This window comes from Ignavibacteriota bacterium (assembly GCA_016707525.1).
Taxonomy (GTDB): Bacteria; Bacteroidota; Ignavibacteria; order UBA10030; family UBA6906; genus JAGDMK01.
This window is the reverse complement of record JADJHP010000007.1, coordinates 61,148-75,455: the sequence shown is the minus strand read 5'-3', so window position 1 is coordinate 75,455 and position 14,308 is coordinate 61,148. Positions and strand designations below refer to the sequence as shown.

Here is a 14,308-nt window from a genome sequence, read left to right as displayed (position 1 = left end):
CGTTGAGCCCGCTGTATGTTCATACTGGCTGCTGCATCCGGGCCTGATGCGAATTCCGGGCAACCAGGGAAGGTGCTGCTTAGAAGAAGTACTTCAGGCCGAGCTGGAAGCTATACACATCGGCCAGGTTCGCTGCTGTTTCAAACGTGTGGTCCATCAACCTATTGTTCACAACGCGCATCCGGTACGTCGGCACACCAGCGGTGCTTGTGCTGACGTAGGTCAGCGGCTGGAGATTGACGAAACGTTTCATCTGGCCCCAGTTGTCGCTCAGAAGATTGCCGAAGTTCAGGATGTCGAGACGGATCTCGAAATTCTGGCGCTTGTTGAACAGATCGGTATAGACCGACTGGATGAGGCTGAGATCCAGGCGGGACACCCACGGCATGAATGCACCACCGCGTTCGGCATAGCTGCCCCGGCGGCTGTTCAGATACTCATCCTGCGCAATGTACGCATCCCAGGCCGCGGCCTGCTGCTCGGGCGTGAAGGGTACGCTGCCGGTGATGGCGGCGAAGCTCATTTCCGACGTGTTGCGCGGGACGTAGATCAGGTCGTTGCTTGAGTTACCGTCACCGTTCACATCGCCGCTGTAGGTGTAGCTGCCATTGCTGCCGAGGGTGGTGCCGCTGACGACGCCGACGCTGTAGTTGTCAAAGAATACCGACACCGTCGTCGCACCAAAGTCGAAGTAGTCGAGGCGGTACGAGAGCGCTGTGAACAGACGGGAGCCCGGCGAGTTCTGGCTGAATGACACGGGGGCGTTGTTCGGGTTGCCGGGCACCTGGTTGGCGCTCCACGAGCCGAAGGCGATGGAACCGGGATCGACCGTATTCTTGGACACGCCATAGTTGAAGCCGACCTTGCCGAAGAAGCCGTCGGCGAGCTGACGCGTGAGGGATAAGGACACCATATAGTTCCAGCCGTCGTTCTGATTCTTAATGACGGTGGCGTTCGACACGTTCGCGTTGATGCGGTTCGTGGTGGTCCACCGGGGACGGGTGTCGGCACCTGTGAATGCCGTATTCGGCGCGGTCAGGTTGGCGTTGATGTAATAGACGCCGTTGATCTCGCGGCCATAGATGAATTCTGCTGTCGCGGTAACGTCGAACGGCAGCTTCTGGTCGACGGCGATGTTGGTGCGCCACTGCTGCGGGAATTTGAAGTCCGGATCCGTCAACGCGAGTTCATACGACGACGCCGGGTTGCCGGTGGCCGCAGGCTTGTAGGCATCCGGATTCGGATTGAACGGATAGGCGGTGGTGTTGGTGGCCGAGATGAAGCCGGTCAGCACGCCCGTGTTGCCGATCTGGTTCGAGATCCACACATAGGCCGGACGGCCGGTGAAGATACCGGTACCGCCGCGCACCTGCGTGGTGCGGTCGCCGAACACGTCGTAGTTGAAGCCGGCGCGGGGGGAAAAGAGGATCTTGGCACCCGGCAGTTTTGCCGTGCTGTACTTGACCGAGGCACCGTTCTCATCCATGAACGACAGCGCATCCGCGTTGGCATTCAGGTAGCCGGTCTCGCCGAAGCTCGGAATGTCGAAACGCAGGCCGAGGGTCAGCTTGAGGTCCTTCGTGACCTGATACTCATCCTGTGCATACAGGCCCACATAGTACACATCAAGGGGCTGGACCGGTTTCTCCTGGCCCGGGATGTTGTTGTAGCGGACCTGGAACGAACGGAGGGTGACAGGCGAGACCGTCCGGTTCGGGTTCGTCAGATATCCCTGGGCGTCCGTGTAGAAGTCCTGCAGCGAATTGTAGACATACACGCTCTGTTTGCCCGGGAAGAACACGTTCTCCGAATGGTACTTCTCGCCGGCGAAGCCGAACGTCAGCACATGGCCCGTACCGAGGTCCCACGTGAAGTTGTCCTGCACCTGCCAGCTGGAGTAGCGGAGTTCGTTGTTCGGGGTGAACGGCTCGGAACCGAACGAGGTGTAGACCGAACCAGAGTTCAGGATGTCGACGAACGGGAAGAGGGTGCCCGCATCGCCGCGGCTCTCATCGCTGTAGCTGTAGCCCACGATGAGGTTGTTGTACATGTCGTTGCTCAGGATCGAGTTCCACTCGCCCACGACCGAGTAGCTGTTCTCGAGGATGCTGTAGTTCGAGCCCGTGAAGTTGAGGCCCGTGGTGCTGCTGCGGCGCGTGCCGAAGCCGAGGGAGCTCGAGTTCGACATGAGGACCGGGGTCTCGGAATCCAGGCGGTTGTAGCGCAGCGTGACCTTGTTCTTATCGTCGACGTTGTAGTCGAGTTTCAGGAGGTACCGCTTGCCGGGGGTCTCGAAATCATATCCCTCGTACGAACCTGCATCGTAGCCGAAACTGGACTTCAGGAAGGTGGACAGGGCGTTCAGGTCGCTCGCGAGCACGCGGGTCATGTTGCCACCCACCGTTGCTCCACCCGGGTTGGCGGTGAAGCTCGTGCCCGGTGCCGTGGTCTTGTCGCCTTCATAGTTCGCGAAGAAGAACAGCTTGTCTTTGATGATCGGGCCGCCGAGGCTGAACGTGATCTTGTTGTAGCGGAACGTGCCCGGGTTATACGTATTGATGCCGGCCTGCGTGCCCACGAAGCTGTTGTTCCGGGTGCCGAAGGCAACGGTGCCGGACCATGAGTTGGTACCGCTCTTCGTGACGCTGTTCATCGCGGCGCCAACGAAGTTGCCCTGTCGCACATCGTACGGAGCGATGTTCACCTGGACCTGCTCGATCGCGTCGAGGGAGATCGGGGCGACGCCGGTGCGCTCACCGACCTGGCCCATCAGGCCGAACGAGTTGTTGAAGTAGGCGCCATCGATCGTGGTATTATTGTAGCGGCTGTCCTGGCCCATGTAGGAGTTGCCACCGTACGAGCTGCCACGGGATTCCGGGGTCAGACGTACGAAATCCTGGAACCGGCCGGTGATGGTCGGCAGGAGGGCAAAGGTCAGCTTATCCACGTTCGTGCTTGATCCGGTCTTGTCGGATCCCTCCTGCCGCGTTCCGCGGATGACCAGCTCTTCGGTCTCCACCGGAGTCTCTGTCAGCGTGAAGTCCACCTCGGTCGTCTGGGAGACGATCGTGTAGATGTTCTCGCGAGATGTTTTCTTGTATCCAACGAGGGCGACAGTGACCGTATACGGGCCGCCGACACGGAGGTTCGGGATCACGAACCGGCCGTTCTCGCGGCTGCTCGAACCCCACGTGCTTCCGCTTTCTGTGTGCCTGGCGGTCACGGTTGCTCCGGGCAGAACCTCGCCCGTCGCGCTGATGACCCGCCCGCTGATGGCGCCTGTCGTGGTTCCCTGTGCGAAGATCGCGGTCGGGGCGGCCATGAGCAAAACAAGAACTGCCACCACCGTCCACATGGTCGTAGTTGTTTTCATCCACTCCTCCTGTTAGTGAGCCTGCTGGGTGATGCTGGGTGTTTCCTGGTGCGTACGGATGTACGGGTGTACTTATGCCTCTGTGCCAACGCGTTTGGGTCGTTACATGGGATTGACAGAGAGCGGTGTAGAGCGAGAGAGAAGCCGGCACCAATCTACGGGGAGAATCCTGAAAAAGCAAGTTAACCAAATATTAAAAAACTTGACACCTGACAAGGGTTCTCTCTATAATACTATGAAATCATGGCAGATATGCGTGCTCTGCGTGGGTTCCGGATGTGCTCCCTGCTGTCAAAATGACATTGACGTGTGCCGTTCTCTGACAAGAACAGCCTCCCGGCCTGCCATCCTTGCACCTCGAAATATCTATAAGTATCTTTACACTACAGATAAAGAGTCCAGACCCTGGGGGGATCTGGCTGATCGGAATACGGATCACGGATCTCCCCATGCGTCAACCAGCCTCCCGCTTTGCTTCTCTTCTTATCGCCATCCTGTTCGCTCACACTGTGGCCATTTCCCAGGCATCGCTGACGGCCGTTGCCATTCCCAACAGTATCGCTGACGGCGGTGGGACGGGGACAACCGGCTATCCGTATGCGGTCTTCGTCCGCATCCAGAACTGGACGCTGGCTGCGAATGGACAGGCATTTCTGAAGATCTACTCCGGCACGAACAACGAGTTCATGTGGACCGGGAGTACCTGGAGCAATACCACGGCGTACAACGCCGCGAATCAGCCTGTTGTTGCCATTGATGCCTCTGGCAATTGGTCGGGGTGGATCCATGCAAAGCACAATACCGGCCTCGGGACCACCGGATCCGTCCGTGCTGCCAGGGTCGGCGCGACTTCCACGAATCTGACCTCGTCACCGAAGACCTTTGCCGTGCTCAATACCACCCCGGCCGGCAACGGGGGATGGCTCGTACGTTCATCCTCCCCCGCACCGAACAAAGGCATCCTGGCCTATGCCGGTGGCGCGGTCGTCGGCTCGTATCGTTCAGAAGACAACGCCATCACGGAAGGATACTCCTACGCAGCCGGCGGATTCAAGATCGCCGTCCCGGCAGGGGTCATCGACTCCCTCGTTGCCCTGAACGATGACGGAACACGTTCCCTCGCTTTCCCCGGCCCATGGGTCATCTCTGCAGGACAGGAGACCGATGCGAGTGCAACGGCCGGTGCGATCGGCCATGGTATCGTTCGCGCCGCACCCGGCGTGATCCAGGGAACCGGCACGCATACGATCACGCTGACGATCCTCGGTGAGAACCCGTACGTGATCTCCCATGCCCGCATCATCATCCCCGCACGCTGGAGCTGGTCGCAGGCATCCGGCGATGTTTCCGTGACCGCAGGGGGAAGCCCCATCGTCGCGATCTCCGGGGATACGCTTGCGATCAGCGGACTGAGTGTAGCAGGGCCGGACAGCGCGCGGATCACCGTCGCCAATATCGTTGCGCCGGATACCACCGCATCGTTCGTGATCGCGGCACAGACCGGCACGCATCCGGATTCCATCTTTGCCATCGGCACCCCCCCTTCGGTCTACGTGTACGGCGTCCCGCTTCCCATCGCCACGGTGAAGGCCAACGATGCCAATGGCATCCCGGTTCTGAATGCACGGCTGGTGACGGTGCGCGGGGTGGTGACCGTTGCCAATGAGTTCGGCGGGCCCTCCTATATCCAGGACAACACCGGCGGTATGGCGGTCTTCGGCACGACATTCTCCACCGCGGTTTCCCGGGGTGACGAGGTTGTGGTGTCGGGGCTTGTCCAGCCTTTCTCCGGACTCACGGAGATCGTGAGCCCGATCCTGCACACGCTCCTGAGTTCCGGCAATGACGTCACGCCTGTGCCGGTCACCGCCGGACAGATCGCGCACGACGGTGCGGGAGGCGTCGAAGAGTTCGAAGGGCGCCTTGTGCGGGTCAACAACGTCCACGTTGCGGCCAGCGGTGCGTGGGTCGCCAATACGAATTATATCGTGACGGGTGGATCCGACTCGACCCAACTGCGGATCGACAACAACACCACGCTGGTCGGCACGCCGATACCGCTGTCGGCATGCGATATCATCGGCGTCGTCGGGCAGTTCATCAGCGCGTCGCCGTACATCGGTGGATACCAGCTGATGCCGCGCACACCGGCCGACATCATCTCCGCCGGTCCGGTCATTGCCACCGTTCCCGTAGAAAAGGACATGACGCCGGAGGGCTTCCGTCTGACCTGGACGACCGTGAATCCGGGAACGTCCCGGGTGCGCTACGGGAAGACCGTGGCGTATGAACTCGGGATCGCCGGGACCGATAGCGCCTCCAGGACCGGGCACGAGGTCGCTCTTCCGGCCTCGAGCCTGCAACGATCTACCACGTGCAAGCCTTCTCTGTGGCGGCGGGCGATACCAGCAAGGCCGGCGACATGCTCGTGAGCACCGCGTCGCCGTTGACGGCGACGGGGACGATACGTGTGTATTTCAACAAGAGCGTCTCGACCTCCTTCCCGTCCTATGTCCCTCCGGCGAACGGGGAACAGAACCTCGTCGTACGCCTCCTTGCGCGGATCGGTGCCGCACGCACCTCGATCGACGCGGCATTCTACAGCCTGAGCGGGTCGCCCGGGACGGAACTTGCCAATGCCCTCATCGCTGCGCGCAGCCGGGGGGTGAGTGTTCGCGTGGTTTGCGAAGCGGACAACAGGAACTCGGCAGCGCTGAATGCGCTCGCCACGGCAGGAGTGCCGCTCATCACCGATGCGTTCGATCCGGTGAACGCAGGTGCCGGATTGATGCACAACAAGTTCGTGGTGATCGACGGTCGCGGCGGGGTGGCGGACAGTGTATGGGTGTGGACGGGTTCCTGGAACCCGACCGATCCGGGAACGAACCTCGACTACCAGAACGCGATGGAGATCCAGGACCCCGCGCTGGCAGGAGCGTTCGTGACAGAATTCAATGAGATGTGGGGAAGCACGACCGAGTCGCCCAACGCTGCTGTCTCACGCTTTGGCGCCCGCAAGACGGACAACACGCCGCACCGGTTCATCATCGGCGGTCGTCGTGTCTCGTGCTATTTCAGCCCGAGCGACCACACCACGTCGTACATCATCGACGCCGTGAACAGTGCGCAGGCGTCGATCTATTTCTCGCTGCTGACGCTCACGCGGTCCGACATCGCCAATGCGTTGCTGGCGCGGCACACCGCAGGACTCCGCGTTCTGGGCGCGATCGACAGCAAGGATGATCAGGGCTCGCAGTATGACTACCTGGTCGGCAAAGGAATGGACATCCGGTTGAAAGCGGGGAGTGGCCTTCTGCATCACAAGTATGCCATTCTCTCCGCCGATTGGGGCGCGAACTGGGACCGGGTGAATCATCCAACGGTGATCACCGGGTCGCACAACTGGACGAACGCCGCCGAGAACTCCAATAACGAGAACACCCTCATCGTCGAGGATGACACGGTCGCGCTTGCCTATCTTCAGGAATTCGCCGCGCGGTACACGCAGTTCGGCGGCACGGGTACGATCACGGTCGGGGTCGATCAGGTGGACGCCGGCATCCCGGAGACGATGGGACTGATCCAGAACTATCCCAATCCCTTCAACGGCATGACCATGATCGGCGTCAGGGTGCAGGGTGGCACGGGTACTGCCGTGCAGGTGCGTGTGCAGGTCTTCGACATCCTCGGGCGCGAGGTCGCGACGCTGGTCGACGGCCCGATGACGCCCGGTACGTACCGCGTACCGTTCGACGCGGCACGCATGGCGAGCGGTGTGTACCTGTGCACGATGCGTGCGGGAGGTTCCACGGATACGATGAAAATGCTTCTGCTCCGGTGAGGATGGCCGGGTCCCACGATGACAGTATCAGGTATTGATCGGTGGTTGTTCCGTGTATCCGCAGTGCTGCTGGCAGGCCTGTTCGGATGCATCGCTGTGCGTGCCGGTGATGGTCCGCATATGCGCGTCCGCTTCGAGGCGGGGGCTCCTGAACTCGCGCGGATGGGCGCTGCCGGTATCCCGGTGGAAGAAGCTGTTCGTCTTCCGGGTGGCGGCAGGACCCTCATGTTGACCGGTGCTGAGATCTCCCGGGTGGAGGGGCTCGGCATCACCCTGACCGTTCTGGATCCGGATGTCACCCGTACCTATGCCGACAGGGCACGCCGCGACAACGCACGTGCCGTTCCATCCGGGCAGTCCCGCGTCAACCACTTCCATCTCGGTTCCATGGGCGGATATCTGACGCTGGCGGAAGTGGAAGCAGAGCTCGACTCCATGCGCCGTGCCTACCCGTCGCTCATCACGTTCCGCGAAGCCATCGGTGTCACGGCCGAGAACCGGACGATCTGGGGCGTGCGCATCACGCGCAATCCCGATATCGACGAGGCCGAGCCGCGCGCGCTCTTCACGGCGCTGCATCATGCGCGCGAGCCCGGCGGGATGATGACCCTCCTCTATACGATGTGGTACCTTCTCGAGCAGTACGGCATCAACGACGACGTGACGGACATCCTGGATCATCGGGAGCTGACGTTCGTGCCGGTGGTCAATCCTGACGGCTACGTCCACAATGAGACCATCGCCCCCGGTGGCGGAGGGATGTGGCGGAAGAACCGGCGGGACAATGGCGACGGATCCTACGGGGTGGATCTGAACCGCAACTACGGATACCAATGGGGCGCCGACAACACAGGCTCCAGTCCTCTCTCCAGCCGGGACACGTACCGCGGTCCCGCGGCATTCTCCGAGCCCGAGACCAGAGCACTCCGCGATCTCTGCGTCGCGCGTGGCTTCGCTCTCGCAGTCAACTTTCATTCGTATGCGAATGCGCTGCTCTATCCCTGGGGATGGAGCGCGATGATGCCGCCGGACTCCGCGATCTACCGCCGCCTTGCCGGTATGATGACATCGCACAGCTATTACGATTTCGGCACGAGTGTGGCGACGATCGGGTACGAAACGAACGGCGATTCCGATGACTGGATGTACGGCGACGTTGACACCAAGCCGCGGACCTTTGCGATGACGGTTGAGGTGGGGGGGCTGGAGGATGGATTCTGGCCGGTGCCGTCACGCATCGTGCCGATCGCCGAGGAGAATCTGGAGACGAATCTGATGGCTGCCCGGCTCGCGGGCGAGAAGTACCGGATCGAGTTGGTCTCCCAGGAACAGCATCGCACAGGTGATACCATCGCTGTCTCGCTGCGCCTTGTCAACGCCGGTGTTCAGACGATCTCGAATGGCGTGACGGTGCAATTCAGCGCGGCGAACGGCACCGTCATTGCGCCGTCCGACCTTTTTGTGAATACACCAACGAACACTCCGCTCACCGTCCGCATGCGGCGGGAGAGTGGCATCGCCGATGGTACCCGCGTCTGGCTTCTGACGCAGGTGTCCTCTTCTGCCGGACGCAGCCGCGACTCCATCGCCATTCGCGCCGGGGTGCCAACCGCCGTATTCTCGGATGGCGCGGATAGTGCGCGCGTGGCCTGGACCGCGGTGGCGGCGCAGGGAGGGGCGCTCTGGGATACGACGGCACGCACCGCGTTCTCGGGGTGGCTGAGTTATACCGATAGCCCGGCCGGTGACTATGGCCGGAACGTGTCGAGCACATACACGCTGCAGGATCCGGTCACGCTGAACGGGCCGCATGCGGAGTTGCGGTTCAAGGCGCGGTGGAACATCGAACACGCGTATGATTGTGCAAGTGTCGAAGCCTCGACCAATGGGGGGATCACCTGGTTGCCCCTGGGAGGGCGCTTCACCCGTCCCGGGTCGGGAGCGACCGGGGGCAAGCAGTCCGTGGGCCAGCCGTGTCTGGACCGTTGGCAACCCGATTGGGTCGAGGAGGTGATGGACCTGGACCATCTCGCTGGTTCGACCATCCGCCTGCGCTTCCGGATGGAATCCGATCTCTACCAGGAGCACGATGGGATCTATATTGACGACATCCGGGTCCTCGTCTACCGGGCGCAGCCTACGGCAGTGCCGGAGGGTGTGCAGCCCGTTTCCCTCCGGTTGCATCAGAATTTCCCGAACCCGTTCAACGGACAGACACGGATCCGTTTCGAGGTTCTTTCGGAGGGCGGACAGCCTTCGCCGGTCACCGTTTCGCTTGCTGTCTTCGATCTGCTCGGGCGCGGGCGTGGCGAACTGCTCCGGGAGTCCCTACCGGTTGGCATCCATGAGATCCCGTTCGATGCCTCGCACTTGCCCTCCGGGATGTATTTCTATCAATTGCGCTGCGGCGCCGCTGTCGTAACACGGCCACTGGTCCTCCTGCGCTGACCGGTGCGACACGCTTCCCGCGGGTGCAGGTTGCTTTTCTTGATGGCGTTTCATAAGTTTCGCTCAGACTCCTGCCACCATGAGCCCCTATTCCTTAGACGACATACGTCACACATTCTCGACCTCCACTGACTTCAACGAGATCTTCGACGTCTTCCAGGCGGCGCTCCGCCAGGGGGTCAACGATGTCGAGCCGTACCGGCTGCTGTTCTGGAACCAGTCGCTGACCCCGGATGAGATCAGGCTGTTCGGTGAAAAGCTCGCAGCAGAGTTCGACGCTCTCGCCTATGATGTCTATCTCTGGCTGGCGAGCGTCTTCGAGGTCACGTCATCAGCGGATGACAATTACGAACTGGCCCTCTACTATTATATGAAGGCGTCCGCGATACGGCCCGGGGAGGTGGCTCCGTACCTCGATGCGTGTGACTGTTACGATCCCGACCTGAATATCCCTCCCCTGATGGCGCTGGTGGATTTCCTGCGCCGTGGAGTGGACACCGTGCCACATCCCGAGGTCCTGTACCGCCGGCTCGCCCAGCTGTACGATCTGGCGGGGGATTCCGACCGCAGTGACTGGTGCCGGCGGAAGGCCGATGAGCAGGCCGAACCGCCTGCCGGAGAGGTTCCGCCCGTCGCATGAAAGAGGTCCGCGGCATCATCATGATCATCGGCGCAGCCGTGCTCTGGGGCGTATCTGCCACCGGTGCCAAGGCCCTGCTGAACCGCAGCCTGGATCCCGTCCTCGTCGTCCAATCACGCGTGACATTCTCCGTCATCCTGCTCCTCCTGTTCTTCCTGATCTTCCGGCGCGAGGTATTGCGCGTGCGGTGGACCGAACTCTGGAAGTTCGCATTGCTCGGATGCATCGGCGTGGCCAGCACCAATTTCACGTACTACTTCACGATCCGTGAGAGCACGGTCGCGACCGCGATCCTGATCCAGTATACCGCTCCGCTCTTCGTGATGTTGTATGCGGTGTGGAGCAAGGAAGAACGTTGGACCGGCATGAAGGTGGGTGCAGCACTCCTCTCGCTCGCCGGATGCTTCCTGGCGGTCGGGGCATACGACCGGTCGGTCCTCACGATCTCTGCCCTGGGCGCCGTCACAGGCATCGCATCGATCATCGGTTTCGCTTTTCTGACGATCTTTTCGCGTACGGTGCTCCGTACGCACAGCGTGTGGACCATGACGGTGTATTCGATCCTCTTCGCGTCCCTGTTCTGGCTCTTTGTGAACCCGCCGTGGAAGGTGGTCGATGCGGGCCTCGACGGTGCGACGTGGGGAGCGTTGTCCCTCCTCGCCGTCTTTTCGCTGCTGATCCCGCACTCGCTGTTCTTTGGCGCACTCCGGTGGATCGTGCCGTCACGCGCCATCATCACCAGTACACTCGAGCCTGTCGTCGCCATCGTGACCGCCGCATTCTTCCTCGGAGAAGTGCTGCAGCCGCTGCAGGCCGCAGGCGCCGTTCTCGTCATCATCGCCATCTTCCTTCTCCATGTCCAACCCGAAGAACATCTTGCTTCCTAGTACACGCCGCCAGAAGCGCATCGCCGAGGTCCTGGGGCGGCGCCTTCCGGGGCTGACGGTCGTCATGGAGAATATCCACGACCCTCACAACGTGAGCGCCATTCTCCGTTCATGCGATGCCGTCGGCGTGGTGGGTGTGGAATTATTGTACACCACCGAGAAATTCCCGCGCATCGGGAAGAAGAGTTCCTCCAGCGCCAGCAAATGGGTGGACCGGCGCAAACATACGTCGGTGGAGTCGTGCTTTGCGACTCTCCGTGCGGAAGGCTACCGGATACTGGCAACGCGCGTCACTACGGGGTCGCGGACGATCTTCGAAGAGGACCTTTCGGGGCCCATCGCTTTCGTCCTCGGGAACGAACACCGCGGCGTGTCGGATGACGCGTTGCGCCTCGCTGATGCCGCAGTCCAGATCCCGATGCAGGGCATGATCGAAAGCCTGAATGTGTCCGTTGCGACCGCTGTTCTCCTCTACGAGACCCTCCGCCAGAGGCTGGCACGGGGCCCCCTGCCGGCGCCTGCACTGCCGCCCGGCGACTATGACCGCTTGTTGCAGGACTGGCTCCACCGCTGAGCGGCTTGCATCCGCATACCCTATTCTCTATATTCATACAATGTGTGAGATGCACCCCTGGAACACACGGAAGATCCCTCATGGTAGTACAGGACCAGGATACCTATTCGTTCTGGAGCATGAATCTCTTTCTGCTCCTGATCGTGGGTATCGTTGTATTCGGTTATTTTGTTCTGCTGATCCGTAAACGTTGGCAGAAGAACTTCCTCCACGATAGTGACAAAGGCGAACCGGATGAAAAGTAGCGGTACGTTCCTTCGTGCTCTCAGCCTGCTGATCGTCCTCCTCCTCGTTCCCCGACCCGACTCACGAGCTACCCCGACCGAACAACCAGATGCGACAGGACATACCCGGGTCAGCCTCGTTGCCGATGTCCGGGAGATCCGTCCGGGCACGCCGTTCACGGTCGGTGTTCTCCTGCGCATGGACAAGGGGTGGCACACCTACTGGCGCAATCCCGGGGAGTCGGGCTTGCCGACGGAATTGAAGTGGACGCTTCCCTCAGGATTCACCGCCGGCGCTCCTGCCTGGCCCTTGCCGGAAAAGAAGGTGGAGGAGGGTGACCTTCTCACATTCGCCTATGCGGATGAGGTCATGCTGCTCGTTCCGGTCACGCCTCCCGCCGATCTTGTACCGGGAACCACGGCAACAGTGCGATTGGATGCGAGCTGGCTCGAATGCGAGCGCACCTGCGTCCCGGGCGAAGGGAGTGCAACACTTGTCCTTCCGGTACGTGAAGGTGACCCGGTCCCCGCGCATGCATCCCTCTTTTCACGGTACCGTTCCCTGATCCCTGTTCCCCCGGGCGAGAACTCCCCCGTACGGTTCAGCGCCACCGTGGAGGAGACAGCGATCATCGTCCGCGTCTCTGCCGCACAGTCCGGACATGCCGTCATCGGCGCGTCGTCACTTCCGGATATCTTTCCGTATCCTGTCGAAGGGCTTTCCACCGGACGGACCACGGTGAGGATGGAGGGGAACGAAGCCGTCATCACTCTTCCTGTGACGTCCACACCCGACGTTCCACAGCCATCACAGGTGCAGGGTGTTCTTGTGTACCGCGACAATGCGGGTACGGCGCGGGGGCTGGAGATCAGCATCCCGTTGCATGTGCAGACGGTTGCACCGGGTGCCGGGAAAGGGTTGTTGGACAGGGACTTTGCGTCGGCAGGAGGGGCGGAAGGGCAACCTTCGCTCTGGGTCTACGCACTCTTCGCGGTCTTCGGGGGAATGCTCCTGAATGTGATGCCGTGCGTGTTGCCGGTGATCGCATTGAAGATCTTCGGCCTGGTGAAAATGGCGGGTGATGAGCCGCGGCGCGTACGCCGGCTCGGGTGGGCGTTCTCCGCCGGTATCCTCGCGTCGTTCCTCGTACTCGCTCTGATCGTGATCCTGCTCAAGCTTGCCGGCCAGCAGGTCGGCTGGGGATTCCAATTCCAGGAGCCGGTGTTCGTCATCATCATGAGTGCAGTCGTGTTCGCCTTCGGCTTGAGCCTGTTCGGGGTGTATGAGATCCGGCTCCCGGGTGCAGCCGTGGCCGGGGTCAGCTCCACGATCGCGCGTCAGGAAGGAAAGGGGAGCGCCTATCTGAGTTCATTCTCGGAAGGCGTGTTCGCGACCATTCTTGCCACGCCGTGCACGGCGCCCTTCCTCGGCTCGGCGCTGGGCTTTGCGTTCGCACAACCCGCGGGCGGTATCCTGTTGATCTTTGGACTTGCAGCGTTCGGTATGGCACTGCCCTACCTGCTGCTCACGGCGCGGCCGGCATGGCTGAAATACCTCCCGAAGCCGGGTGCATGGATGGAAGCCGCAAAGCAGTTCATGGGCTTCCTGATGATGGCGACATTGCTCTGGCTGTTGTATATCCTCGGCAAGCAGCTCGGCATGGAAGCCGTGATATGGACCGGCGCATTCCTCCTTGCGGTCGCGGTCGCGGCATGGCTGGTCGGGCGCTTTGCCACGCTCACCGCGTCACGCCGGCAGGTGTACCTGGTCTGGTTGCTTTCCGCCGTGATCGCCGTGGGTGGATATCTCTACTTCATCGAATCGACGCTGGATATCCGTGCGGCGGTCGCCGGCAGTCCCGGACAACAGGGGGTGCAGCCGGCCGGCGAAGGCATCGCATGGGAGCCTTTCTCGACGAGCGGCCTGGAAGCTCATCTCCGCGCCGGGAAGCCGGTGTTCCTCGACTTCACCGCGGAGTGGTGCCTGACCTGCAAGGTGAATGAACGTACGGTCTTGCATGATCCGGCGGTGATGGAACGCTTCCGCTCGTCCGGCATCGTGGCGATGAAGGCCGATTGGACGAACCGCAATCCTGAGATCACCCGGCTGCTCTCCCGGTTCGGGAGATCCGGTGTGCCGTTGTACGTTGTGTTCCGCACCGGCGATGCGGTGTCGCCGATCGTTCTTCCCGAAGTGATCACGACCGGCATTGTCCTCGATGCCCTCGATCGGGCCGTTGCCCCGGGGCAACCGGCAGCACGGTGATGTGCGGTCTTCCCATGATCGTTCGTTCAACGATACCACCACCGGCCTGGAGATC

The 14,308-nt window shown here is 61.5% G+C and carries 9 protein-coding genes; 8 read left to right on the top strand and 1 reads right to left on the bottom strand.

Features of this window, described 5'->3' with window-relative positions; translation table 11 throughout:
• Positions 1 to 79: 79 nt before the first annotated feature.
• A complete protein-coding gene (locus tag IPI01_12315; protein ID MBK7258560.1) occupies positions 80 to 3,373 on the bottom strand; it encodes a TonB-dependent receptor in 3,294 nt (1,097 codons plus the stop codon).
• Between the two features lie 449 nt (positions 3,374 to 3,822).
• On the opposite strand from IPI01_12315, the gene IPI01_12310 reads away from it, so the two are divergent.
• The 8 genes from IPI01_12310 to IPI01_12275 all read left to right on the top strand — a co-directional run bounded on the left by IPI01_12310 (position 3,823) and on the right by IPI01_12275 (position 14,253).
• Positions 3,823 to 5,805: a hypothetical protein gene (locus tag IPI01_12310; protein ID MBK7258559.1), complete on the top strand. Its 1,983-nt coding sequence runs from the start codon at positions 3,823 to 3,825 to the stop codon at positions 5,803 to 5,805.
• Entirely contained in the window at positions 5,748 to 7,214 is a 1,467-nt protein-coding gene (locus tag IPI01_12305; GenBank protein MBK7258558.1) for a T9SS type A sorting domain-containing protein, read from the top strand. The genes IPI01_12310 and IPI01_12305 overlap by 58 nt, the downstream gene beginning before the upstream one ends.
• A gap of 45 nt (positions 7,215 to 7,259) precedes the next feature.
• On the top strand, positions 7,260 to 9,662 hold the full coding sequence (locus tag IPI01_12300) for an immune inhibitor A (GenBank protein MBK7258557.1): 2,403 nt from the start codon (positions 7,260 to 7,262) through the stop codon (positions 9,660 to 9,662).
• 79 nt (positions 9,663 to 9,741) lie between these two features.
• Positions 9,742 to 10,302 (top strand): hypothetical protein, encoded by a 561-nt coding sequence (locus IPI01_12295; protein ID MBK7258556.1) that lies wholly within the window; start codon positions 9,742 to 9,744, stop codon positions 10,300 to 10,302.
• Entirely contained in the window at positions 10,299 to 11,189 is an 891-nt protein-coding gene (locus IPI01_12290) for an EamA family transporter (GenBank protein ID MBK7258555.1), read from the top strand. Before IPI01_12295 ends, IPI01_12290 begins: the two co-directional genes overlap by 4 nt.
• Positions 11,158 to 11,763, top strand: a complete 606-nt coding sequence (locus tag IPI01_12285) for an RNA methyltransferase (GenBank protein ID MBK7258554.1) — start codon at positions 11,158 to 11,160, stop codon at positions 11,761 to 11,763. The genes IPI01_12290 and IPI01_12285 overlap by 32 nt, the downstream gene beginning before the upstream one ends.
• Positions 11,764 to 11,843: 80 nt before the next feature.
• A complete protein-coding gene (locus tag IPI01_12280; protein ID MBK7258553.1) occupies positions 11,844 to 12,008 on the top strand; it encodes a hypothetical protein in 165 nt (54 codons plus the stop codon).
• A complete protein-coding gene (locus IPI01_12275) occupies positions 11,998 to 14,253 on the top strand; it encodes a thioredoxin family protein (protein ID MBK7258552.1) in 2,256 nt (751 codons plus the stop codon). Before IPI01_12280 ends, IPI01_12275 begins: the two co-directional genes overlap by 11 nt.
• The last annotated feature ends 55 nt before the right edge of the window (positions 14,254 to 14,308 follow it).

Excerpts from the sequence above, each read along its gene's own strand:
- IPI01_12315 (MBK7258560.1), bottom strand. The coding sequence starts at position 3,373 with ATGAAAACAACTACGACCATGTGGACGGTGGTGGCAGTTCTTGTTTTG.
- IPI01_12310 (MBK7258559.1), top strand. The coding sequence starts at position 3,823 with ATGCGTCAACCAGCCTCCCGCTTTGCTTCTCTTCTTATCGCCATCCTG.
- IPI01_12295 (MBK7258556.1), top strand. The coding sequence starts at position 9,742 with ATGAGCCCCTATTCCTTAGACGACATACGTCACACATTCTCGACCTCC.
- IPI01_12290 (MBK7258555.1), top strand. The coding sequence starts at position 10,299 with ATGAAAGAGGTCCGCGGCATCATCATGATCATCGGCGCAGCCGTGCTC.
- IPI01_12285 (MBK7258554.1), top strand. The coding sequence starts at position 11,158 with ATGTCCAACCCGAAGAACATCTTGCTTCCTAGTACACGCCGCCAGAAG.
- IPI01_12280 (MBK7258553.1), top strand. The coding sequence starts at position 11,844 with ATGGTAGTACAGGACCAGGATACCTATTCGTTCTGGAGCATGAATCTC.
- IPI01_12275 (MBK7258552.1), top strand. The coding sequence starts at position 11,998 with ATGAAAAGTAGCGGTACGTTCCTTCGTGCTCTCAGCCTGCTGATCGTC.